The organism is Desulfotignum balticum DSM 7044 (genome assembly GCF_000421285.1).
GTDB classification, from domain to species: Bacteria; Desulfobacterota; Desulfobacteria; order Desulfobacterales; family Desulfobacteraceae; genus Desulfotignum; species Desulfotignum balticum.
In genome coordinates this window covers 3,454,732-3,477,988 of sequence record NZ_ATWO01000001.1, presented here as the reverse complement: position 1 = coordinate 3,477,988, position 23,257 = coordinate 3,454,732, and the positions used below count along the sequence as shown (strand labels likewise).

General features: G+C 50.0%; 18 protein-coding genes, 3 tRNA genes and 1 other RNA gene. 10 read left to right on the top strand and 12 right to left on the bottom strand.

The features are described 5' to 3' along the window. Positions 1–13: 13 nt before the first annotated feature. Positions 14–1,951: a CHASE2 domain-containing protein gene (locus tag K365_RS0117545; protein ID WP_024335630.1), complete on the bottom strand. Its 1,938-nt coding sequence runs from the start codon at positions 1,949–1,951 to the stop codon at positions 14–16. Positions 1,952–2,040: 89 nt separating this feature from the next. Continuing rightward, positions 2,041–2,697, bottom strand: a complete 657-nt coding sequence (locus tag K365_RS26750) for a GntR family transcriptional regulator (protein WP_024335629.1) — start codon at positions 2,695–2,697, stop codon at positions 2,041–2,043. Between the two features lie 171 nt (positions 2,698–2,868). Here K365_RS26750 and K365_RS0117535 point away from each other — a divergent pair, with 171 nt between their 5' ends. The 4 genes from K365_RS0117535 to K365_RS0117520 all read left to right on the top strand — a co-directional run bounded on the left by K365_RS0117535 (position 2,869) and on the right by K365_RS0117520 (position 6,959). Further along, positions 2,869–4,050 (top strand): NAD(P)/FAD-dependent oxidoreductase, encoded by a 1,182-nt coding sequence (locus tag K365_RS0117535; RefSeq protein ID WP_024335628.1) that lies wholly within the window; start codon positions 2,869–2,871, stop codon positions 4,048–4,050. Positions 4,051–4,200: 150 nt separating this feature from the next. After that, complete coding sequence (radA, locus tag K365_RS0117530; protein WP_006967012.1) at positions 4,201–5,568, top strand: DNA repair protein RadA; 1,368 nt, start codon at positions 4,201–4,203, stop codon at positions 5,566–5,568. After that, the gene (locus K365_RS0117525) at positions 5,558–6,199 is read left to right on the top strand and encodes an SAM-dependent methyltransferase (RefSeq protein WP_024335627.1); all 642 of its coding nucleotides are present in this window, start codon (positions 5,558–5,560) and stop codon (positions 6,197–6,199) included. Before radA ends, K365_RS0117525 begins: the two co-directional genes overlap by 11 nt. A 16-nt stretch (positions 6,200–6,215) precedes the next feature. Then, complete coding sequence (locus K365_RS0117520; protein WP_006967018.1) at positions 6,216–6,959, top strand: YebC/PmpR family DNA-binding transcriptional regulator; 744 nt, start codon at positions 6,216–6,218, stop codon at positions 6,957–6,959. Between the two features lie 71 nt (positions 6,960–7,030). On the opposite strand, the gene nadA is transcribed toward K365_RS0117520, so the two are convergent. The 7 genes from nadA to K365_RS0117485 all read right to left on the bottom strand — a co-directional run bounded on the left by nadA (position 7,031) and on the right by K365_RS0117485 (position 13,319). Continuing rightward, the gene (gene nadA / locus K365_RS0117515; RefSeq protein WP_024335626.1) at positions 7,031–7,924 is read right to left on the bottom strand and encodes a quinolinate synthase NadA; all 894 of its coding nucleotides are present in this window, start codon (positions 7,922–7,924) and stop codon (positions 7,031–7,033) included. A 25-nt stretch (positions 7,925–7,949) separates the two neighbouring features. Beyond that, positions 7,950–8,600 carry a LolA family protein gene (locus K365_RS0117510; protein ID WP_024335625.1) on the bottom strand — a complete coding sequence of 217 codons (651 nt, stop codon included), beginning with the start codon at positions 8,598–8,600 and terminating at the stop codon, positions 7,950–7,952. Positions 8,601–8,616: 16 nt separating this feature from the next. Further along, complete coding sequence (locus K365_RS0117505; protein WP_024335624.1) at positions 8,617–10,206, bottom strand: class I adenylate-forming enzyme family protein; 1,590 nt, start codon at positions 10,204–10,206, stop codon at positions 8,617–8,619. A gap of 108 nt (positions 10,207–10,314) precedes the next feature. Continuing rightward, complete coding sequence (dnaK, locus tag K365_RS0117500; RefSeq protein ID WP_024335623.1) at positions 10,315–12,228, bottom strand: molecular chaperone DnaK; 1,914 nt, start codon at positions 12,226–12,228, stop codon at positions 10,315–10,317. Positions 12,229–12,249: 21 nt separating this feature from the next. Then, complete coding sequence (gene grpE / locus K365_RS0117495; RefSeq protein ID WP_024335622.1) at positions 12,250–12,852, bottom strand: nucleotide exchange factor GrpE; 603 nt, start codon at positions 12,850–12,852, stop codon at positions 12,250–12,252. Positions 12,853–13,009: 157 nt separating this feature from the next. Then, positions 13,010–13,106: signal recognition particle sRNA small type (gene ffs / locus K365_RS27480), an RNA gene on the bottom strand. Positions 13,107–13,242: 136 nt separating this feature from the next. Next, positions 13,243–13,319: transfer RNA gene (locus tag K365_RS0117485), tRNA-Pro, on the bottom strand. Between the two features lie 230 nt (positions 13,320–13,549). On the opposite strand from K365_RS0117485, the gene tig reads away from it, so the two are divergent. The 4 genes from tig (at position 13,550) to lon (ending at position 19,268) form a co-directional block, all read left to right on the top strand. Continuing rightward, on the top strand, positions 13,550–14,893 hold the full coding sequence (gene tig / locus K365_RS0117480) for a trigger factor (RefSeq protein WP_006967026.1): 1,344 nt from the start codon (positions 13,550–13,552) through the stop codon (positions 14,891–14,893). A gap of 92 nt (positions 14,894–14,985) precedes the next feature. Continuing rightward, on the top strand, positions 14,986–15,588 hold the full coding sequence (gene clpP / locus K365_RS0117475; protein ID WP_006967027.1) for an ATP-dependent Clp endopeptidase proteolytic subunit ClpP: 603 nt from the start codon (positions 14,986–14,988) through the stop codon (positions 15,586–15,588). Between the two features lie 27 nt (positions 15,589–15,615). Next, a complete protein-coding gene (clpX, locus tag K365_RS0117470) occupies positions 15,616–16,875 on the top strand; it encodes an ATP-dependent Clp protease ATP-binding subunit ClpX (protein ID WP_006967028.1) in 1,260 nt (419 codons plus the stop codon). 23 nt (positions 16,876–16,898) lie between these two features. After that, entirely contained in the window at positions 16,899–19,268 is a 2,370-nt protein-coding gene (lon, locus tag K365_RS0117465; RefSeq protein WP_024335621.1) for an endopeptidase La, read from the top strand. On the opposite strand, the gene rho is transcribed toward lon, so the two are convergent. After that, positions 19,265–20,344 (bottom strand): transcription termination factor Rho, encoded by a 1,080-nt coding sequence (gene rho / locus K365_RS0117460; RefSeq protein WP_006967031.1) that lies wholly within the window; start codon positions 20,342–20,344, stop codon positions 19,265–19,267. The genes lon and rho overlap by 4 nt on opposite strands. Before the next feature lie 299 nt (positions 20,345–20,643). Here rho and K365_RS0117455 point away from each other — a divergent pair. Then, positions 20,644–20,719 (top strand) — tRNA-Val (locus K365_RS0117455). A gap of 18 nt (positions 20,720–20,737) precedes the next feature. After that, positions 20,738–20,814: transfer RNA gene (locus K365_RS0117450), tRNA-Asp, on the top strand. A 67-nt stretch (positions 20,815–20,881) separates the two neighbouring features. Here the strand turns inward: K365_RS0117450 and leuB are convergent. Then, on the bottom strand, positions 20,882–21,964 hold the full coding sequence (leuB, locus tag K365_RS0117445; RefSeq protein WP_024335620.1) for a 3-isopropylmalate dehydrogenase: 1,083 nt from the start codon (positions 21,962–21,964) through the stop codon (positions 20,882–20,884). Positions 21,965–22,061: 97 nt separating this feature from the next. Next, complete coding sequence (qmoC, locus tag K365_RS0117440) at positions 22,062–23,237, bottom strand: quinone-interacting membrane-bound oxidoreductase complex subunit QmoC (RefSeq protein ID WP_024335619.1); 1,176 nt, start codon at positions 23,235–23,237, stop codon at positions 22,062–22,064. Between the last annotated feature and the right edge of the window lie 20 nt (positions 23,238–23,257).

The following is a 23,257-nucleotide window of genomic DNA, read 5'->3' as shown; positions in this document are numbered from 1 at the left end:
CTTTGGTTATCTCTCAGGCAGGATGGTCTTCCGTGTCCTGGAACGCATGGGCAATCTCAAGGATTTTGTCTTCAATCTGGAAAAATGCATCCACGATGACGGGATCAAATGATTTGCCTTTTTCTTCGAGAATGATGGCCATGGCGTTGTCATGGGAAAATGGCGGTTTGTAGCATCGTTCACTGATCAATGCATCATATACGTCGGCAATGGCCATGATCCTGCCGGCCAAAGGAATCTGCGTGCCGGCCAGACCGGACGGGTAGCCGTTGCCGTTCCATTTTTCATGATGGGTGCCGGCGATCTGGGCCCCCAAAGCCAGATAATTATTTCCCTGGTGATCTTTGGCTGCCCGGGTGATGATTGTTCTGCCGTGCTGGGCATGGAGTTTCATGATCTCAAACTCTTCTTCTGTGAGCCGGCCGGGTTTAAGCAGGATTCTGTCCGGGGTTCCCACCTTGCCGATATCATGCAGGGGCACGGATAAAAACAGATTTTTAATAAATTTTTCCGTCAGGATCTCTTTGAAAAAACCCGTATCCCTGAGATGTTCCGCAATGGCCCGGGCGTAATGCTGGGTTCTGACAATATGTTCTCCGGTTTCCGGATCCCGGGTTTCCACCATGGATACCATGGCTTCCATGGTCAACTGCTGGGCGGAAGACAGTTGCCGATACCAGGTGAATGCGGCCCGTTTTTCCATGGTGAACCGGCAAAGAGAAATCAGGGAAAACAAAACCAGCACTGTCACGACCGGGGCTGCCGGGGAGATAAACACGGACGCTTCCCGATAGGCGATCAGGCTGGCGCCGGTCAGGCCGGCGGCCCATGCCAGACTGACTGAAAACAGCATGCCCGGCCCAAAGGACCGGTAAAACAATCCCCCCATGAACAGGCCGGTGAGTATACAGGCAACCCCCTTTAACACTCCGGCCCATGCCGGTGCAATGATCAGGTTATTTTTCAGGATATTGTCGACCAGCACGGCACTGATTTCAACGCCCGGAAAATGTGGATCAAGCACGGTCTGGTGAATATCGTTCAACCCCATGGCTGAAGATCCCACAAGCACAATGCGGTCCTGAAGATCTGATTGTTCAAACTGCCGGTTTAAAATATCTACGGCAGACAGATAGGAAAAGGAAAATCCGGGCCGGGTGAAGCGGATGGCGGCATATCCTTCACGGGTGACGGGGATTTGATGGGCGCCTGCCGCAATACAGGGACCGGTCCGGGTCTGGATTACCCGGGCCGTGGAAATGTCCTGAGCCTCCAGAAACAAAGCCAGAGAGAGATGGGGAAAAATCTGTGACCCGTGCCGGATCAAGAGGGGGATTCGGCGCAACAGTCCGTCAAGGTCATATTGGCTGTTGATGAATCCCGTATTTTTCAGCCGGGTTTCAATGGCCGGGGTATTACACAAAGCCCCGGTGGCCTGGTGCAGGGATAACAGATGGTCCGGATCTGTGATTTCAACGGTGGTTTGTTTGCACACCGCCTCTTTGACGATACGATTAAAATAAAAATACCGGGCCCCCACCATGGAAGTGTCAGCCAGCACGGAGCCAAAGAAAATATCATTGTTTTCCATGCCTCCGGGCATATCTGTCACGGGCAGGTGGACATTGAGATCGGTTTCAAACCGCTGGATGATATTCTGAAGTGAGGACTGATCCGGTTCAGGAAACAAAATATCCAGTGCCATGGCCCGGGGTTCGGACTGATGGATCAGCCGGACCAGGCGGGCCAGCCGGTATCGGGGCCAGGGCCATTGGCCCACGGCGGCCAGGCTGGTTTCATCGATGTCCACGATGGTGATTTGATTTTCATCGTTTGACCGGAGAGCAGAGGACGCTTCCATCCGCATATACCGGTCATAAAAAAAATGATCCAAAGATTGCAGAAAACCGTTTTCAGAAGATGCGGCCAGAGCGATGATCAGTGTGATCATCAGTATCGTTCCTGCCCAGATGGTGCGAATTTTTTTGGACAGATCTATTTTAGGCGGGGACTCCATCACGGTTGTCTGATCACCTCATGTCAGGTATGGGACAATCCCAGAAACGTATTGCGGATCCGTTCCACATGGTCTAAAAGTTGGGTTTTTCTGGCCTTGCCCACGGCGTCCGGATACGCTTTTGCCAGAAGGTCGGTCAATGCCAGCAGATCCGATTCCAGGCAAAGGCTTTCCGTATGCCACCCATGGGCATCCATCTTCATCAGATTAAAATACCACAGACGAAACGTCAGCACATAGAAGCGGTCCGACATCTCCGTTAAAAACGGATTTCCTGCGGCATCGTGGAACAGATGTTTCAGATCCATATCCAGTCGGGCCAGCTTTTCCGGATCATGATGGGCCACCAGATCCCGGCACCGGTGGGTCAGCTGTTCCAGCCGGTTGAAGTGTGCCTTGTTAAACCGTTCTGCTGCCATGACCCCGATGACGGATTCCAGTTCCAGCCGGGCCTGAAACAGGTGGGTGATGGTATTGAGTTCCAGCTCAGATACCTGGATACCGGTTCGGGGCAGTATTTTAAGCAGATGTTCCCATTCCAGACGAAACAGTACCGTTCGCAACGGGGTTCTGCTGACACCGAATTCTTCTGCCAGGGCCTGTTCCTTGAGAATCTGACCCGGGTTGTATGCCAGGAAAATGATTCGTTCCCGCAGGGTATGATAAATTTTTTGATTCATTTTTTGTCAGTTTTAAATGAATAATCCATTAATTTTTAAGGAGCATATCACATATAAATAGTAAAAATAATATATTGACAATAGAAATTTTTTTGGTATACCATAAAAATATTAAAAAGTCACGCCATGCGGGTAATGGCAGAATTTAAATCAATTTCAGGGAGAGAAACTATGGAAACATATGATGTGGTAATTATCGGCGGGGCCGTCATGGGAAGTGCAACCGCCTATTTTCTTGCCGCCAATCCGGATTTCAACGGAAAAGTGCTGGTGATTGAAAAAGATCCCACCTATGCCAAATCATCCACATGCCTGTCTGCCGGCGGTATCCGGCAGCAGTTTTCCAACACGGAAAATATTCAGTTGTCCAAATTCGGTGCTGAATTCATCAAAAATATCAATTCCTATCTGCAAGTGGAAAACGATGATCCCGTGAATGTGGATTTTACGGAAAACGGGTATCTGATTTTAGCGACGGATGCAGGCATGCCCGTGCTGATGCAGAATCACAAAACACAGATTGCGGCCGGGGCCAATGTTAAAATTCTGGAAAAAGACCAGTTAAAACAAACGTTTGAATGGCTCAACGTCGATGATATTGTTGCCGGTTCTTACAACATCCCGGATTCAGGATGGTTTGATCCCCATTGCTTTACCATGGGGTTCAAAAATAAAGCCAAGAGTCTCGGGGTCACCTATCTGAACGATGAAGTGGTGGGTATCGAGCGGTCCGGGGATCAAATCACGGCCGTGCAGCTGAGTTCCGGAAAAAAGATCAACGGCGGCATGTTTGTCAATGCAGCCGGGCCCAAAGCCGCCCATGTGGCTGAAATGGCCGGTATTGACGATCTGCCGGTCCGTTCCCGGAAACGGTTTGTCTTTTTGTACAAATGCAATTCCCAGCTGCCCAACTGCCCCCTGGTGGTGGATCCGTCCGGGGCTTATTTCCGGCCTGAAGGACAGCATTTCATCTGCGGGATCTCTCCGGAAGCGGACAATGATCCGGATTGTGATGATTTTGACATGGATTATTCCGTGTTTGAAGAAACCTTGTGGCCGATTCTGGCGGAACGGGTGCCTGCGTTTGATGCCATCAAGCGGATTTCATCCTGGGCCGGTCATTATGAATACAACATCAAGGATCAGAATGCCATTATCGGACCCCATCCGACAGTGAAAAATTTCATGTTCATCAACGGGTTCAGCGGTCATGGACTTCAGCAGGGTCCGGGCGCGGGCAGAGGGATTTCAGAACTGATCACCTACGGAAAATACAAGACCCTGGATTTAAGGTGTTTTGAGTTTGAACGGTTTGCCAAAAATCAGCTGTACATTGAGCTGAATATCGTTTGACAGTCAGAAAAACAAACAATGCGCCAGCCGCAGGTCCTTTGAATTCACTGCCCGGCAGACAACACAGGTATGTGAATTAACATTGATACGGGTTCCCTCTTTGTGATATATTCGTTTCATTTTAAATTGTGCAACGAAAAAGAATCTTGAGTGAAAAACAAGGACAAGCTGATATATCGATGTAAAACCTGCGGCAGCCAGACATTCAAATGGATGGGGCGGTGCCCGGACTGCGGGGACTGGGATTCCCTGGTACAGGAGCGGCAGGTTTCAAAACCAGCCGGGAATTCCGGATCTTTGTTGACGGCGGAACCGGTTCCCATCGATTCCGTCAAGACAAGCCGGTCTTTGCGGATCTGCACGGGGATGAGCGAGTTCGACCGGGTCCTGGGCGGCGGGGTTGTAGATGGATCCCTGGTGCTCATCGGCGGGGATCCGGGCATCGGCAAATCCACGCTTATGCTCCAGGTATTGTCCGCTCTGGCGCAATCGGGTAAAACCTGCCTGTATGTATCCGGCGAAGAATCCATTCGCCAGCTTTCCATGCGGGGGCAGCGCCTTGAAAAAGGGTGCTGCCCCTCTTTATTGATCGTTTCGGAAACCAATCTGGACGCCATTGCCGCCATGATGGCGAAAACCGCCTATGATGCCGTGGTCATCGATTCCATTCAAACCGTGTTCCAGCCGGATGTCAATTCCACCCCGGGCAGCGTCACCCAGATCCGGGAGGCGGCCATGCGGTTCATGCATCTGGCCAAATCCAGCGGTACCCCGATTTTTCTGGTGGGGCATGTGACCAAGGTCGGGGCCATTGCCGGTCCCCGGATCATGGAGCATATGGTGGACACGGTATTGTATTTTGAAGGCGATAAAAGCCATGTGTTCAGAATATTGCGGGCCGTGAAAAACCGGTTTGGCTCCACCAATGAAATCGGGGTGTTTGAAATGCGGGAAAAAGGGCTGGTGGAAGTGCCCAATCCATCGGCCGTGTTTCTGGCTGAACGGACCTCCGTGGCCCCGGGATCCGTGGTCACGGCCTGTATGGAGGGAACCCGTCCCATTCTGGTGGAAATCCAGGGACTGGTCTCCACCTCCAGCCTGGGCAATCCCCGGCGCACCGTGCTCGGGCTGGATATCCAGCGGGTGGCATTGATCGTGGCGGTCATGGAAAAACGTCTGGGAATGAATCTGTCCGGGCTGGATCTGTTCATGAACGTCACCGGCGGGGTCCGGATTGTGGAGCCGTCTGCGGATCTGGCCATTGCGGCGGCCCTGGCAGCCAGTTTTCTGGACAAACCCGTTCCCGGAAACACCACTTTGATCGGAGAAATCGGCCTGACCGGTGAAATCCGGGCGGTAAGTCATGCCCAGGCCCGGATCAAGGAAGCCGCAAAAATGGGATTTACCACCTGTCTGGTGCCGGCCTCCGCATTAAAACAATTGTCAAAAGTTCGCGGCATGACCATCGAAAGTGTCCGATTTTTAAAAGAAGCCATGGAGGTATTGTTTGGCAGCTAAAAAACGCGGGGCAAAATCAGGGTACCGGTCCGGGGGTGCCGGCGGTTCAAAATGGGAAGATCACCTCACCCGGCAGGCCCGGGCGGAAAATTATCCGGCCCGGTCTGTGTACAAACTCAAAGAGATTCAGCAGAAATTTCATGTGATCAAAAAAGCGGATGTGGTTCTGGATCTGGGATGCGCGCCCGGATCCTGGCTGTTGTACGCATCAAAACAGACAGGCCCGAAAGGCCGCGTTTTCGGTATTGATATTCAAGCCGTCACCATTGATCTGCCGGCAAATGTGTCTGTGATGCAACAAGACATCCTTGACATGACGGATGCGTCATTTTTTGATCCGGTGTCCGGATGCGGTGTGGTGCTGTCGGACATGGCACCGGCCACCACGGGCAGAAAAGATGTGGATGCCTTTCGTTCCTTTGAACTGTGCCGCATGGCACTGGAAACAGTGGATCGTTTTCTGATGGAAAAAGGCCATTTTGTGTGCAAGATTTTTCAGGGCAATGACTTTGCCCGGTTTGAAAAACAGGTGAAAAAACGGTTTGCGGAATGCCGGGTTTTTAAACCGGAAAGTTGCAGAAAACAGAGCAAAGAAATATATATTATCGCAAAACAAAAACGAGCAACATAATGTAAGGAGTGGATTCATGTCAGGACACAGCAAATGGTCGACCATCAAACACAAAAAAGGGGCGGCCGATAAAAAACGGGGGAAAATTTTCACCAAGCTGATCAAAGAGATCACCGTGGCGGCCCGCATGGGCGGCGGAGATCCGGAAGCCAACCCCCGGTTGCGCCAGGCCCTTACCGCAGCCAAAGCCCAGAACATGCCCAAGGATAATTTTGAACGGGCCATCAAAAAAGGCACAGGCGAACTGGAAGGGGTGAACTATGAGGAAATCATCTATGAAGGATACGGCCCGGGTGGCGTGGCCGTGATGGTGGAATGCCTCACGGACAACCGGAACCGGACCATCGCCGATGTCAGATACATGTTTTCCAAAGCCGGGGGCAATGTGGGAACGGACGGGTGTGTGGGCTGGATGTTCGATAAAAAAGGACTGATCGCCGTCAACAAGGAAGGGATGGATGAGGATACCCTGATGGAAGTCGCTTTAGATGCCGGCGCCGAGGACATCAAAGATGAAGGGGATGTGTATGAGGTGATCACGGAACCCGCAGAATTCGATGCCGTGAAGAACGCTCTGGACAAAGCACAAATCGCCTGTGAGATGGCGGAAATCACCATGATTCCCCAGACCATGACAGCGGTCACGGGCAAGGAGGCCGAGCAGATGGTCCGGTTCATGGAGGCCTTAGATGATTGTGATGATGTTCAGAATTTTTATACCAATGCCGATATCCCGGACGAAGTTTACGAAAACATGTGATCGCTTTTGTCGATTTTTTGCTGCAACCATGAATCAAAGGCCGGCATGACCCCATGCCGGCCTTTTGAATGTCAGACCAGATGGATCATTTTCTGTACCGCGCCCAGGGCTTTTTTTCGGATATCTTCCGGGACCCTGATTTCTCCTGACAGGGTTTCCAGACTGTTTTTGATATCTTGCAGACGGATTTTTTTCATATCCGTGCACCGCATTTTTTCGGATGCCGGAAAAAACTGCTTGTCCGGGTTGGCTTTTGAGATGGGATACAGCAGGCCGACTTCCGTACCGATGATGAACTGGCGGTGAGCGCTGTTTTTTGCGTACCGGATCATACCGGAGGTGGACTGGATGGTGTCGGCCAAAGCCAGGATTTCGGGCGGACATTCCGGATGGGCCATGAACAGCGCATCCGGGTGCTTCTGCCTTGCGTCTGCCACATCTTTCAGGGTCAGGTTGTTGTGAAACGGGCAGAACCCGTCCCATAAATGGATTGTTTTGTCCGTGTGACCGGCCGCATATTGTGCCAGGTTTTTGTCCGGTGTCATGAGCACCTCATCTGCGGACTGGGCATTGACCACATCAATCACATTGGCCGAGGTGCAGCAGATATCAGATACGGCCTTGACCGCGGCAGACGAGTTGACATAGGTGATGACCGGGATGTTTCCCAACGCCTTTTTTCTGGCGCTCAACGCCTCGGGTGTCACCATATCCGCCATGGGGCAGCCGGCTTCCGGGTTGGGCAGAATCACGGTTTTTTCCGGGCACAGAATGGCGGCCGTCTCCGCCATGAAATGGACCCCGCAGAAAACGATGATATCTGCACGGGTTTTTGCGGCCTTGATACTCAGCTCCAGAGAATCACCGCACAGATCCGCGATGTCCTGGATCTCCGGGGGTTGGTAGTTATGGGCCAGAATGATGGCGTTTTTTTTGCGGGCCAGATCCCGGATCAGTTGTTTCATGGATATTTTCCTTTAATCTTGCGTTTTAATTCATGTCAATGATGTGGGTTCCCGAAGGAATCTCAAACTCAAACCAGTGATCGGGCATGTCCTGAAATTGGATATCGCTGAGTTCAAACCGGGTGATATCTTTGGCAGTGTTCACCGTGGTGACGGTCTGAATCTGAAAATCGGTTCTGTTCACCTGGATGCGGATGGATTGGATATCCGTATTTTCAGGGGGGGCATCCAGCTGCAGTTCCACCCACTGGTCCGTGGTTTCAGTGACGGACACCGAAAAATTGTCTCTGATTTTGGAGATATCCGATAAGAACGCCCCACCGGCACCGGACGCAAAAAACGGGGCTGCATCGCCGATCATGACCTGATCTTCATCCGGCCTGAAAATCCATAAGGTCTGGCCGTTGGTGATGATGTCATGACGTTCGGGTGCCAGATACTGCCATTTCATTTTTCCGGGATGGCTGAACCAGGCTTTGCCTGAAGCGGTTTCACTGATGTCCAGGGCGGTCAGAATTGAAGTTTGTTTGAATTCAGCGGAGAAACTGCGGCCGGCATACTGATCTTCAAGCCCGTCCAGGACGGTCTGTGCCAGGGTACGGGTATCTGAAGCGGCCGCCCCGTGGATCCATCCGGAACACAACAGGACAATAAAAAGAATGCGGAATAATTTCATAATGAATTTCCTTGTTTTAATGCATCAGTTTTTGCGGGTCTTTTCGTTTGTCTTCCGCATACAGGCGCCGAAGCTTGGGTTTTTCAATCTTACCGGTGGGATTTCGGGGCACATCGCCAAAAAATATTTTTCTTAACCGTTTGTACCGGGGCAATGCCTGCTGAAAATCCAGTATGTCCTGTTCGCAGATCATGCAATGGGGTTTGACACTGATGATACCGGCGGGAATTTCCCCGAGCCGTTCGTCCGGCACCCCGATGACGGCAATGTCTTTAATCTTTTCATGGGTGAGAAAAAAATTTTCGATTTCATTGGGAAAAATGTTTTCCCCCCCGTAAATGATCATGTCTTTTCTCCGGTCCACCAGCCAGATGAATCCGTCTTTGTCATACCTGGCAATGTCACCGGTGTAAAGCCATCCATCCTTGAGTGCTTCTTTTGTGGCAAGATCATTTTTATAATAGGCTCTCATGACGCCGGGTCCCCGGACGATCAGTTCTCCGGTTTCATTGGCAAACAGATGGTTGCCCTGCTTGTCCACGATTCTGGCTTCCCACCCGTACCCGGCCTTACCGATGGGTCCGACGTGGTGGCTGTTTTCAATGCCCAAGTGAATACACCCGGGACCCGTGGATTCAGTCAGACCATAGTTGGTGTCATATGCCTGACAAGGAAAATACTGTTTCCAGCGTTCCACGAGGCTGGGCGGAACGGGTTGGGCCCCGGAGTGCATGAGCCGCCATTGTTCCAGCCGATATTTAGATAAATCAATGGTGCTGTTTTCAATGGCAATGAGAATATCATGGGCCCAGGGAACCAGCAGCCAGGCAATGGTACACTGTTCTTCGGAAATTGCTTCCAGGATCCATTCCGGTTTGACCCCATTGAGCAGAATACATTTGCCCCCCATCAGTAAACTGCCCATCCAGTGCATTTTGGCTCCCGTATGATACAGCGGCGGAATACAGAGAAACACATCATCATGGGTCTGGCCGTGATGCCTGTTTTCCACTTCACAGGCATGGGTCAGATTCCCGTGCGTGATCAGCACGGCTTTGGGAGCGCCCGTGGTGCCGGATGTAAAATACAGGGCTGCGTCATCATCCGGCCCGGCATCGATCTCCGGGGGATGATCCTTTTTTTGGCCGGCAATGAATGTATCAAAACAAACCGCCCAGTCCGGGCAGGTTTCTTTGGGTCCTGCAAAGATCCAGAGGGTGACACAATCGGTCAGTTCCTGCCGGATGCCGTCAATGGGCTCAATGAATTCCGGCCCGAAAATAAAGGCTTTGGGTTCGGCCGTTCTGGCGCACATCAGAATCTTGTCTGATTCAAACCGGAAATTCAACGGCACGGCCCAGGCACCGGTATAAAGAATTCCGAAATAAATGGGCAGCCATTCCAGATTGTTGGTCATCAGTTGTACGACAGTATCTGATTTTTTAATGCCGTGCTGCCAAAGCCCGTTGGCCAGTTGGCAGGACATGGTATAAAATTGATGCCAGGTGAGCTCTTTTCGAGCGGACCGGGCGGGTATCCGTTCCACCAATGCGATTTTATCCCTGTATAGCCGGCTGTTCTGGGTCAGTATGTCTGTAATTCTCATCACCCGTGTCTTACCTTTTGTCCTTGGGTTGGGGTAAAAAAAAATCCTGCCGGATCAATATAGACCACGGCAGGATTATGTTCAACCCGATGGGTTTAAAAAAGGGCGTTATTTGTCTTTTTCCACCTCTTCAAAGTCCGCATCCACCACATCATCATCTGCCTGGGCAGCGGATCCACCGGCATTGCCGCTGTCATCGCCGTCCTGGGAGGATGCCGCCTGCTGGTACATCACTTCAGCCAGTTTGTGAGAGGCCTGGGACAGGGTTTCGATTTTCTGTTTGATGTCTTCGACATTATCGGAATCCTTGGCCTGTTTCAACGCTTCCACAGCAGATTCAATATTTTTTCTGGTTTCTTCATCTACTTTAGAGCCGTGTTCTTTTAATGTTTTTTCCGTCTGGTCCACCAGGGCTTCGGCCTGGTTGCGGGTATCCACCAGAACCCGTTTCTTTTTGTCGTCTTCTGCGTGCATTTCCGCATCTTTGACCATTTTCTCTATTTCTTCATCCGACAGACCGGAGGCGGCAGTGATGCGGATGGACTGTTCTTTGGCCGTGGCCTTGTCTTTGGCAGACACCTGGACAATACCGTTGGCATCGATATCAAAGGACACCTCGATCTGGGGAACCCCTCGGGGTGCCGGCGGAATATCGGCCAGTTCAAACCGGCCCAGGGTTTTGTTGTCCGCAGCCATTTCCCGTTCACCCTGAAGCACATGGATGGACACGGCCGGCTGATTGTCAGCCGCCGTGGAGAACACCTGGCTTTTCTTGGTGGGGATGGTGGTGTTCTTTTCAATGAGTTTGGTCATGACACCGCCCAGGGTTTCAATCCCTAAGGAAAGCGGGGTGACATCCAGCAGCAGCACATCGTTGACATCCCCTTGCAGGACACCGGCCTGGACGGCCGCACCCATGGCCACCACTTCATCCGGGTTCACGCCTTTATGGGGTTTTTTACCGAATATTTTTTCCACCCGCTCCTGAACGGCGGGCATACGGGTCATGCCGCCCACCAGAACCACTTCATCCACACCGCCGGAACCCAATCCGGCTTCTTTTAATGCTTTTTTGCAGGGGCCTTCCAGATTATCCAGCAGATCCGCCACCAGAGACTCCAGTTTGGCCCGGGTCAGTCTGACGTCCAGATGTTTGGGGCCGGAAGCATCCGCCGTGATAAACGGCAGATTGATGTTGGTTTCCGTGGAGCTGGACAGTTCCATTTTGGCTTTTTCCGCCGCTTCCTTGAGCCGCTGAAGTGCCATTTTATCGTTGCGGACATCAATGCCCTGATCTTTTTTGAATTCATTGGCAATGTATTCGATGATTCTCAGATCAAAATCTTCACCGCCCAGATGGGTGTCTCCGGAGGTGGATTTCACCTCAAACACCCCATCCCCGATTTCAAGGATGGACACATCAAAGGTGCCGCCGCCCAAGTCAAAGACCGCAATTTTTTCTTCCCCTTTTTTGTCCAGTCCATAGGCCAGAGAAGCGGCCGTGGGTTCGTTGATGATCCGTTTGACTTCCAGACCGGCAATTTTGCCGGCATCTTTGGTGGCCTGACGCTGACTGTCATTAAAGTAGGCCGGCACGGTGATGACGGCTTCTTTGACCTCTTCACCTAGATAATCTTCAGCCGTTTTTTTGATATTGGCCAGGATGAATGAAGAAATTTCAGCCGGGCTGTACTGCTTGCCCCTCAAGTTGATCCGGGTGTCCCCGTTGGAAGCCGCTTCAATCTTGTAGGGCAGGTTGGGGATGTCGGTTTGAATCTCCTTTGAGTTGAATTTCCGGCCGATCAGGCGTTTGACGCCGAATACGGTGTTTTCGGGATTGGTGATGGCCTGCCGCTTTGCCGTCTGGCCCACAATCCGTTCTCCGCCTTCAGTGATGGCGACAATGGAGGGCGTTGTCCGGCCGCCTTCCGCATTGGTGATGATTTTTGCTTCTCCGCCGGTTTCCATGATTGCGACGCAGGAGTTGGTGGTTCCCAGGTCTATTCCGATTATTTTTCCCATAACATTTCCTCCAATATATCTTTATTTTTCTTCGGGTTTATCAGTATCATTGCCTGTTGATTTTGAAACGACAACCATGGCGGGCCGGATCAATCTGTCATGAAGCAGGTATCCCGTCTGAAGTACATCGGTTACCGTATTTTCCGGGACCTCATTGGTTTCCTTCTGGGTGACGGCCTGATGGAAATTCGGATCAAACAGCTGGTTTTCAGCCTGAACCGGTTTGACATTGCAATCCTGAAATACTTTCAGAATTTCCTTGTGGGTCAGTTTGACCCCTTTTAACAGGGTTTCGATATCCTGGTTGTTTTCAGCAGAGGCCATGGCCCGTTCCAGGTTGTCCACAACCGGCAGAAATTGTTTGAAAACCATTTCATTGGCGAATTTTTTGAATTCGTCAATTTCTCTTTGCTTTCTTTTTCGATAATTGTCGAATTCTGCAGAAAGTCTGATGAATCGATCCTTTTCAGCTTCAAGCGCTGCTTCCAGCGAAGCGATGTCTGTTTCCCGGGAAGTGGAATCAAGACCGTCCGTATCTTTTTCTTCTACAGCCGATTCCGTCTCCTTTAAGGGAGACGGGTCTTTCTTGTTGGTTTCTCCCCTGGACTTTTCTTTCAGTACCAATTTATTCTCCTGATCCAAAAAAATTTTTAAAATTCAATTGGCAAATAATTAGTTTTTAAAATTATGGCTGAAAAGTAAGTCTGTTTGATTGCATGTCAAGAAATAAAAAGCGGCGGGAAAAAATAAACCGGCCGGCAGGAGATGCAGAGAAATTGCATGATCGGGATCGATCCTTGACACAGAAGAGATCACTTATCGCTGCTTCCTTCCGGACCTGACGAGGTTCATGTCCTGCTGTTACAAGGCGACCGATCAGAATCGATCTGTATCCGGTCTGCCGGCCGGAATTTGTATTTATATAAGGTTTGAATTGTTTTTTCAAGATGTATATAAAATTTTTAAACAGGACGGGCAGGTAAAGAAAGTGGCGATTCGGAGGTCTGTAATCATTGGTCGGGGCGGAGAGATTTGAACTCCCGACATCCTGCTCCCAAAGCAGGCGCGCTACCAGACTGCGCTACGCCCCGATTCAATAGACATAACCAGTTTTAATATCATTTTAAGACCTGGGGCGCAAGTCGTTTTTTTGGGCAATTTTCTTGACACTGAATGGGATAAGCGTTATTTTAGTTAACTTTATTATTTGGGTGTATGATATGGTGTGATTTGATATGCATCACAAGATTTATGCAAATGGTTTGCATTTGGCCCGGGATATAGATGGTTCACTATTAATGGAATGTAACAGGACAAAAAAATGCAGGTAAAAATCGAAGACAAGAGCGCTGTCAAAAAGGTACTCTCTTTTGAAATTCCCAAGGAAAAAGTGGCGAAGGAGCTTGACAAGGCATACAACGAACTGAAGAAAAAAGCGGACATCAAAGGGTTCAGAAAAGGGAAAATTCCCAGAAAAGTCCTTGAAAACCGTTTTTCCAAAGACGTTCATGCCGATGTCGCCCCCCGTTTGATCCAGGATTCCTTTGTTGAAGCCATCCAGGAACACAATCTGAACATTGTGGGCGGACCCCAGCTGGATCCGCCGGAATTGAATCCGGATTCAGACTATGTGTTTGATATCACCGTTGAAGTGAAACCGGAACTGCCTGAGATCGATTACAAGGACATGGCGCTTGAAAAAAATCGGTATGCCGTTTCTGATGCTGAGATCGATGCCCAGATTCATATGATTCAGAAAACCATGGCAAAAAAACAGAAAGTGAGCGAAAGCCGGGCCGTCAAAGCGTCTGATTTTGTTTTGATCGATTATCAGGGATTTTTGAACGATGAGCCGTTTGAGCCCACGCCCAAAATCGAAAATTTTCTTTACAAGATCGGGCAAAACAGTTTGCCTGAAGCGTTTGCCGAAAAATTGACCGGGTGTGTGCCTGTTCAGGATATTGAGGTTGAAGTGGCGTATCCTGAAGACCATCCGGATGAGAACCTGAAGGGAAAAACCATTTTATACAAGGTGACGCTTAAAGAAATTCAGGAAGAAATTCTTCCTGAGATCAATGACGATCTGGTCAAAGGCCTGGGCAAATTTGAGACACTGGAGCAGGTCAAGGATTCCATCCGGGAAAACCTGGAAAAAGGAAACGCGCAGCGTGTGAAACACGAGCTCAGCGAACAGATTTTTCAGCATCTGCTGGAAAAATATGAATTCGAAGTGCCCGAAGCCATGGTCGAGGGAGAACTCAACGGGATTATCAGTGAGACGGAACAGGCGTATTCAGCCAACAACACCAGTCTGGAAGAACATGGACTCAGCCGTGAAAAGTTGTCTGAACAATACCGGGATGTGGCTGAAAAGCAGGCCCGGCGTCATTTGATCCTGGATAAAATCATCACCCAGGAAAAACTGGATCTCACTGAAGAAGAGATGGACAAAAGCCTGGAAGAGATGGCCCGGGGCATGAATGCCACGGTGGATGCCATAAAGAATTTTTTCAATATGGATCCCAAACAGATGGAATACTACAAACATACCCAGCTTGAAAAAAAGGCGATCGATCTTATTATTGAAACCAGTCAGGTGACGGAAAAAGATCCGGAGACCGATGTTCAGGAAACATCGGTGTCAGACCCGGAAACGGACGCTTGACCAAATTTGTAAAAACAGGTTCATCAGCCGCCTTGCTCCGGACTGTTTTCGGAACAGGGGTCAGCAAGAACAGATAACCAAGGAGTTTTATTGTGCCATTAGTTCCAATGGTGGTTGAACAAAGCAATCGGGGCGAGCGGGCCTATGACATTTATTCGCGTCTGTTAAAGGACCGGATTATATTTTTGGGTTCTGCCATAGACAGTGAAATTGCCAACCTCATTGTGGCCCAGCTGCTTTTTCTGGAATCGGAAGATCCGGAAAAAGATATCAGTTTTTATATCAACTCTCCCGGTGGTGTGGTCACTGCCGGACTGGCTGTGTATGATACCATACAGTACATCAAGCCGGATGTGTCAACAGTTTGTATCGGACAGGCCGCCAGCATGGGGGCATTGCTTCTGGCTGCGGGGGCTCCGAAAAAACGGTTTGCGCTGCCCAACGCCAGAATTATGATCCATCAGCCTTTAGGGGGTGCCCAGGGCCAGGCAGCGGATATCAAAATTCAGGCCACGGAAATTCTTCGTATGAAAGATACGTTAAACGAGATTCTGGCCCATCATACCGGCCGGGAAATCGAAAAAATTGCCAAGGACACGGATCGCGATTTTTTCATGTCCGGGGATGAAGCAAAAACCTATGGTATTGTTGACCGGGTGGTTGCCGACCGAAGCCAATTGGAAGTGGAAGCCTGATTCCGGCTTCAAAGGAGTGCTATTAATATGGCCAAAAAAGATGACACCAATGATCAATTTTTCTGCTCTTTCTGCGGGAAAAACCAGAAAGAAGTCCAGAAACTGATAGCCGGTCCCAGTGTCTATATCTGCAACGAATGCATCAAACTGTGTGGTGAAATCATTGAGGATGAAGAAAAGGAAAAAGCCGCTGAAATTGAAAGCACCAGAGAGTTTTATGTGCCCAAGCAGATCAAGGCAATGCTTGATTCCTATGTGATCGAGCAGGATGCAGCCAAAAAAGTGCTTTCTGTGGCAGTGTACAACCATTATAAACGCTTGACCTCCCGCATTGAAAAACCGGCGGATGACATTGAAATTCAGAAAAGCAATATTTTGTTGATCGGTCCGACGGGATGCGGTAAAACGCTTCTGGCCCAGACCCTTGCCAGATTTCTGGATGTGCCCTTTGCCATTGCCGATGCCACGGCTTTGACCGAAGCCGGTTACGTGGGCGAGGATGTGGAAAATATTGTTTTGTCTCTGGTTCAGAACGCGGACTATGATATTGAACGCGCCCAGAAGGGCATTATTTATATTGATGAGATCGATAAAATTTCCCAGCGGGGCGACAACCCTTCCATTACCCGGGATGTGTCCGGAGAAGGGGTCCAGCAGGCATTGTTGAAAATCATCGAAGGCACGGTGGCCAGCATTCCCCCCAAGGGCGGCAGAAAACATCCTCAGCAGGATTACGTCAAGGTGGATACCTCCAATATTCTTTTTATCTGCGGGGGCACGTTCACGGGACTGGAAAAAATCGTTGAGCGACGTATCTTGCAGAAAACCATGGGATTCGGTGCCAAGATCGCCGACAGAAAACAGGTGAATATCGGCACATTGCTGGAGCAGCTCAAGCCGGAAGATTTGATCAAGTTCGGACTGATCCCGGAATTTTTGGGACGGCTGCCCGTTGTCACCACCATCGGAGAACTTTCAGAAGCATCCCTGGTCAAGATTTTGACGGAACCCAAAAATGCGCTGGTGAAACAATACCAGGAACTGTTCAGAATCGAAGGGGTGGATCTCCAGTTTACGGATGAGGCCCTGGAAGCCATGGCCAAGGAAGCGGTGATCAGAAAATCGGGTGCCAGAGGATTGCGGGCCATTATGGAAAAGACCATGCTGGACATCATGTATGAACTGCCTTCCAAGGAAGATGTGAAAGAATGCGTGGTGGGAGAAGAAGTGGTATTGAAAAACGAGCCGCCGATTCTTTTGTATGAACAACCCAAAAAACAGGCCTGACAAAAGAAATCGAGATTGAATCAATGATCAATATTTCCAGATTGTTCAACCAGGACGGCTCCGAATATATCAAAAAAACATTGCCTCTGGTTCCGTTGCGGGACATGGTGCTGTTTCCTTTTGTCACCACCTCTGTTTTTGTGGGAAGAGAAAAATCCATTAAGTCTCTGTCCGAAGCCATGGCCGGAGAAAAAAAGATATTTCTCACCACCCAGAAAGATCCGGAGGTGCTTAAACCCACGATTCAGGATATTTTTCAGGTGGGAACCGAAGCCAAGATCACTCAGTTGCTTCGCCTGCCGGACGGAACGGTCAAAGCGCTGGTGGAAGGAGCCTGCCGGGGCAAAATTATTAAATTGAGCGATGAACGCGGTTTTCTGACGGTGGATTTTATTCCTGTACAGGAAATGCCCATGTCTGACGCTATATCCAAAGCTGCATTGAGAACGGTTCTGGAAGCGTTTGAGCATTATGCGACCCTGTCCGGCGCAGTGGCCAAAAGTTTTTTTAAAAATCTGGAAATTCTGGAATCCGACCCGTCCCGGTATGCGGATGCCATTGCAGCCCAGTTGCCGTTCAAGGTGACGGACAAGCAGCAGTTGCTGGAATGCACGGATATTGAAAAGCGGTTCTATCTCCTGCTCCAGCTGATTGAACAGGAGACCGAAGTGTTTGCCATGTCCCAGAAGATCAAGGGACGGGTAAAAGAACAGATGGAAAAACTCCAGAAACGCCACTATCTCACCGAGCAGATGCGGGCCATCAAAAAAGAGATGGGAGAAGACAGCGAATCCGGAGAATATGCTGAACTTGAAACCCGGATACGAAAGAAACGCCTGCCCAAAGAGGCGGCCGGGGTTGTCAGGCGGGAGCTGGAAAAGCTCAAGATGATGGCGCCCATGTCTTCGGAAGCCACAGTCATCAGAAATTACATCGACTGGATGATTTCCCTGCCTTGGTTTCGGAAAAACCGTGCGAAAAATGACCTGGCCACTGCAGAACGCATTCTGGATCAAGACCATTACGGCTTGAAAAAACCCAAAGAAAGAATTCTGGAATATCTGGCCGTGCAGATGCTGATCAAGAAAATCAAAGGACCGATCCTTTGCCTGGTGGGGCCTCCCGGTGTCGGAAAAACGTCTCTGGCAAGATCCGTGGCATCCGCCACCGGCCGATCGTTTGCCAGAATATCGCTGGGCGGGGTCCGGGATGAGGCGGAAATCAGAGGCCATCGCCGGACCTATGTGGGGGCCATGCCCGGCAAACTGATTCAGACCATCAAAAAAGTCGGGTACAGCAACCCGGTTTTGTGTCTGGATGAAATCGACAAGATGACCGCTGATTTCAGAGGAGATCCTTCTTCCGCGCTGCTTGAGGCCCTGGACCCGGAACAGAACCGGCATTTCAATGATCATTATATGGAAGTGGATTACGATCTGTCGGAAATCCTGTTCATCACCACGGCCAACACCCTGTTTGATATTCCGGCACCGCTGCGGGACAGAATGGAGATCATTCAGATTCCCGGATATACGCAGTTTGAAAAAGCGCAGATAGCCAAAGGGTTTCTGATTCCCAAGCAGATCAGAGAAAACGGGCTTGAACAAGCGGATGTGACTTTTTCGGATAATGCCGTTCAAACCATTATCCAGCGATACACCCGTGAAGCAGGGGTTCGGAATCTGGAACGGGAAATATCATCGGTCATCAGAAAAATTGCCACCCGGATCGTTCGCACCAAAGAACGTAAAAATTATTCTGTGAGTACGGTCAGTGTGATGAAATATCTGGGACAGCCCAAATTTCGCAACAAACCCCTGGAAGTGGAAGATAAAACCGGGATTGTGACCGGGCTTGCCTGGACCCAGGCCGGCGGCGAACTGCTGACCATTGAGGCGGTGACCATGCCGGGAAAAGGGCGCATCATGGTGACCGGTAAACTGGGGGATGTCATGAAAGAGTCGTCCCAGGCCGCTGTCAGCTATGTTCGATCCCGAAGCAAAGCCCTGGGGATCCATGAGGATTTTTACAAGGATCTGGATATTCATATCCATGTGCCGGAAGGAGCCATCCCCAAGGACGGTCCGTCTGCCGGTATCGCCATGTGCACGGCCGTGGTCTCAATTTTAACAGGCCGTCCGGTTTACAGAAATTTGGCCATGACCGGCGAAATTACCCTCAGAGGCAGGGTACTGCCTATCGGCGGGGTCAAGGAAAAACTACTGGCGGCCCACACCCACGGGATTCGGAAAGTGGTGATGTCGGCGGAAAATGAGAAAGATATTCAGGAAATCCCCAGATCCATTCAAAAACAGCTGGATATCGTTTTTGTGGATGACATGAGCCAGGTGCTGGCACATGCCCTGATTCAAACTGACGCTGATTCCCGTTAAAAATCTGAATCTTCCAGAAGAGAAATGAATGACGTCATGGCGGACACTTCGTCCATGGGGGCCACTTTTCTGCGAATATCTACAATTTTTTCATAGGCGGCCGAATCCATGAGCAGGTCTTCTTTTCTTGTGCCGCTCTGATTGATGTTAATGGCCGGCCAGATTCGCCGTTCGGCGCATTCCCGGGACAGAAACAGGTCCATGTTGCCGGTGCCCTTGAATTCCTGAAATATGACTTCATCCATGCGGCTGCCCGTATCCACCAGGATAGTAGCGATGATGGTCAAAGAGCCCCCGTTTTCCAGTTTTCGGGCCGCACCGAATATTTTTCTGGGAAATTCCATGGCATTGGCGCCCAGACCCCCGGACAACGTTTTCCCGAAACTGTCCGTATCTGCATTGAATGCCCGGGTCATACGGGTCAAAGAATCGATGAACACCACGGCATCCTGGCCGATTTCCGCACATCGGATGGCGGTATGCATGGCCAGGCGTGTCATCCTCATGTGCTGGCCGATTTGCTGATCAGCGGATGAATATAACACATGGGCATTGACCAGTCCCCGCTGAAAGTCGGTGACCTCTTCAGGCCGTTCATCCACCAGCAGGATGAACACATTGGCATCCGGATGATTGGTGACCACTGAATTGGCCATATGGCGCAAAATAAAGGTTTTCCCGGATTTGGGCGGCGCAATGATCAATCCACGCTGTCCCATGCCGATGGGAACGATGATATCCAGCGCCTTTCCCACCGTATCTTCGTCATTCTGAGTCAGTACGTATCGTTCATAGGGATTGATGCTTACCTGATCCTGAAGCATGGGAATGGCGGCAAATTCGTCAAAAGGAAGCCCATTGATGGTTTCAACCCGTACCAAAGCCAGGTTCGGGTTTCTCGGGTCCTTTTTTTCACCCAGGCCCTGAATTAAGCTGCCTTCCCGCAGATTTAATTTGCGGATCAAGCTGTTGGGCACATAAGGGTTTTCCGGGCGGGGTTGAAAATTGTCATCAATTTCCCGCAGAAATCCAAACCCTTTATCCATAATTTCCAGATATCCTGACACAGGTTCCATAATTACCTAAACTCCTTGATAAACGTGTGCTGCTGCTGAAATGAACAGGGTGAGGATTCAACTTGCGAATGACTGTGCATCACAAGGTCATAAGAAACCCGGCATCACATTTTTATCGGATTGATGTTATTCGACTTCATTTTTATTGCATTAAAGGTATATACCATTAAAAACCGGGGCTTGCAAGATACTAACGCAACAAAAAACATGGATTTTTTATCTTGCATCAGGAAAAGTAAAAATTTGTTAAAATTTGCTTGACACTCATTTTTAATATTGATATAAGTGCTCTGTTTTTCGGGCGATTAACTCAGTTGGGAGAGTGCAACCCTTACAAGGTTGAAGTCGCAGGTTCAAGCCCTGCATCGCCCACCAGGAGACATAAGTGATTACGGGGGTGTAGTTCAGTTGGTTAGAACGCTTGCCTGTCACGCAAGAGGCCGCGAGTTCGAGTCTCGTCACTCCCGCCACCATATAAAAAAGAGGGTTTCAGTTATCGGCTGAAACCCTCTTTTTGTTTGCCGTAGGTTTCACCGGTTACCCGTCGATTGACAGTTCTTTTATAATGGCATCTCCCATTCCTCTGGTGCTGACCGGGGTCCCTTTACCTGCCATATCCGCAGTAAATATCTGACGGGCCAGAACCCGGTCAATGGCGGATTCAATGGCATCTGCGGCCGGGGCCTGGCCACAGGAATACCTGAGCATCATGGCGCCGGATAAAATTTGTGCAATGGGATTGGCAATTCCTTTGCCAGCGATATCCGGGGCAGATCCTCCGGCGGGTTCATACAGACCGAATTTTTTCTCATTGAGGCTGGCAGAAGCCAGTAATCCCATGGATCCGGTAATCATGGCGCATTCGTCTGATATAATGTCGCCAAACATATTGCCGCACAAAATCACATCAAACTGCCCGGGGTTTTTCACCAGCTGCATGGCGGCATTGTCCACATACATATGCGTCAAACCGATATCGGGAAATTCTCTGGCAACGGTTGTGACGGTTTCTCGCCATAAAACCATGGAAAACAATACATTGGCCTTGTCAATGGAAGTAACGCGTTTACGTCTTTGCCGGGCCGCCTCAAATGCCATCCTGGCAATGCGTTCGATCTCGAACCGGGAATAGACCATGGTGTCAAAGGCATATTCATCTTTACCCGTTCCTTTTCTGCCTTTGGGTTCTCCAAAATAGATGCCGCCGGTCAGCTCCCGGACACAAAGTATATCAAACCCGTTTTGAACAATATCCGCCCGCAAAGGAGAGGCTGCGGCCAGGGATGAAAAGACTCGTGCCGGACGCAGATTGCAATACAGATCAAAATGTTTTCTCAAAGGCAGTAAGGCCCCTCGTTCCGGCTGTTGTTCCGGAGGCAGGTGTTCCCATTTCGGGCCGCCCACGGAACCGAACAAAATGGCATCGCTGGCCTCACACAATGCCAGTGTGGCAGATGGCAGGGCTTTATTATGGCTGTCTATGGCAGCGCCCCCCACATCTGCATATTCATATTCCAGTTTGAATCCATATAACTGCCCAGCCCGGTCAAGTACTTTGACTGCCTGTTCCATGATTTCGGGTCCGATACCATCCCCGGGTAATACTGCGATGTGGTTCACAATGTTTGTCTCCTTGTTGAAATTAAAAAAGAGGCTGATGAAGAATCAGCCTCTTTTTTAGGATGTTACGTTGAATTGTCCGATGATTGTTACATCATTATTTCCGGTTGCTGTACTCTGCATACGCCATGGCTGTCGTTCTGTACACCAGATGGGCCATTTTTGAGAACGGCAGAAAAGCGAACAGATTGAATATGGCAATCAGGTGCAGGTAATACAGAATGTAGGACGTCCATTCCAAATGGGCCAGGCGGGCCATCTGGGTCAACATGCCTGTGACGCCAAGGGCAAAGACAATCCCCAGAATATACCAGTCTTTATACGTGCTGACCTGGTCTTTGTTATCCAGACGGCTTTTGATCATCAGACCCGATCCGATCACCAGAGCCACACCGGCAATGTTGCCCAGCCATTTGACCGGGTTCAACTGGGAGTAAGGTCCCGGAGTCTGGAACACATACAGCACGAAAAAGAAAATACCGGTGACAATGAACAGACCGATAAAGGAAAACAAAACCATCATATGAGGCGTGGCCCGTTCCTTGTTGGTTTCGCATTCATTGAATTTTTCATGTTTAAGAATGGTGGGAACGGTTTTGACCAGCGCCTGGACCAAAGATTTATAGTCAATATTCTTTTTGTCGGTTTTTCCCTCCATCACGGCATTTTCATGGATATCCGTGATAAACCGCCGCAGACTCAGCAGAAAAATGATGACCACGGCACCTGCCAGGGGCACAAACGTCAGATCCACAAACCAGGTGGAAAAGAAATTGGCCTGGGCAATGACCCCCTCGTGGGCATGGGACCAGGCAATGCCGAAGACGTTGAATATTTTGGTCATGACATCACTCTGGGCCATGGTGATATAGGCGAGAATGGCAAACCAGATGGCTGGAATCCCCAGCAGCCAGGGGAGCTTTTTGGGATCATTCACCGCTTTGGCCAATGCTTTGGGCTGAGCATATTCAGTGATGGCTGCAGCACGGATCGCCGCCAGTACATCACCCGGAGCCGCGCCTCGGGGGCACAGGTCCGTACAGTCACCGCAATTATGACACAGCCAGATGTCCCCGTTTTTAATGAGCCGGTCTTTCAATCCCCAGGACGCTGCGATCATCTCTTTTCTGGGAAACGGGCTGTTTTCCGGAGAAATGGGGCAGGCCACGGAACAGGTGGCGCACTGGTAACATTTTTTCAGGGTGTCTCCGCCAAGACCGCGGATCTGTGCAATAAACCCCAGATCGGGTTGGGCAAGGTATGTTTCAGTCATATTAAAAAACCTCCATATGG

Bases quoted from the DNA above. Each gene is read 5' to 3' on its own strand.
- dnaK (WP_024335623.1), bottom strand. From the start codon at position 12,228: ATGGGAAAAATAATCGGAATAGACCTGGGAACCACCAACTCCTGCGTC.
- K365_RS0117510 (WP_024335625.1), bottom strand. From the start codon at position 8,600: ATGAAATTATTCCGCATTCTTTTTATTGTCCTGTTGTGTTCCGGATGG.
- nadA (WP_024335626.1), bottom strand. From the start codon at position 7,924: ATGAAACAACTGATCCGGGATCTGGCCCGCAAAAAAAACGCCATCATT.
- rho (WP_006967031.1), bottom strand. From the start codon at position 20,344: ATGGAACCTGTGTCAGGATATCTGGAAATTATGGATAAAGGGTTTGGA.
- tig (WP_006967026.1), top strand. From the start codon at position 13,550: ATGCAGGTAAAAATCGAAGACAAGAGCGCTGTCAAAAAGGTACTCTCT.
- lon (WP_024335621.1), top strand. From the start codon at position 16,899: ATGATCAATATTTCCAGATTGTTCAACCAGGACGGCTCCGAATATATC.
- qmoC (WP_024335619.1), bottom strand. From the start codon at position 23,237: ATGACTGAAACATACCTTGCCCAACCCGATCTGGGGTTTATTGCACAG.
- K365_RS0117520 (WP_006967018.1), top strand. From the start codon at position 6,216: ATGTCAGGACACAGCAAATGGTCGACCATCAAACACAAAAAAGGGGCG.
- clpX (WP_006967028.1), top strand. From the start codon at position 15,616: ATGGCCAAAAAAGATGACACCAATGATCAATTTTTCTGCTCTTTCTGC.
- K365_RS26750 (WP_024335629.1), bottom strand. From the start codon at position 2,697: ATGAATCAAAAAATTTATCATACCCTGCGGGAACGAATCATTTTCCTG.
- K365_RS0117535 (WP_024335628.1), top strand. From the start codon at position 2,869: ATGGAAACATATGATGTGGTAATTATCGGCGGGGCCGTCATGGGAAGT.
- K365_RS0117505 (WP_024335624.1), bottom strand. From the start codon at position 10,206: ATGAGAATTACAGACATACTGACCCAGAACAGCCGGCTATACAGGGAT.
- K365_RS0117545 (WP_024335630.1), bottom strand. From the start codon at position 1,951: ATGATCACACTGATCATCGCTCTGGCCGCATCTTCTGAAAACGGTTTT.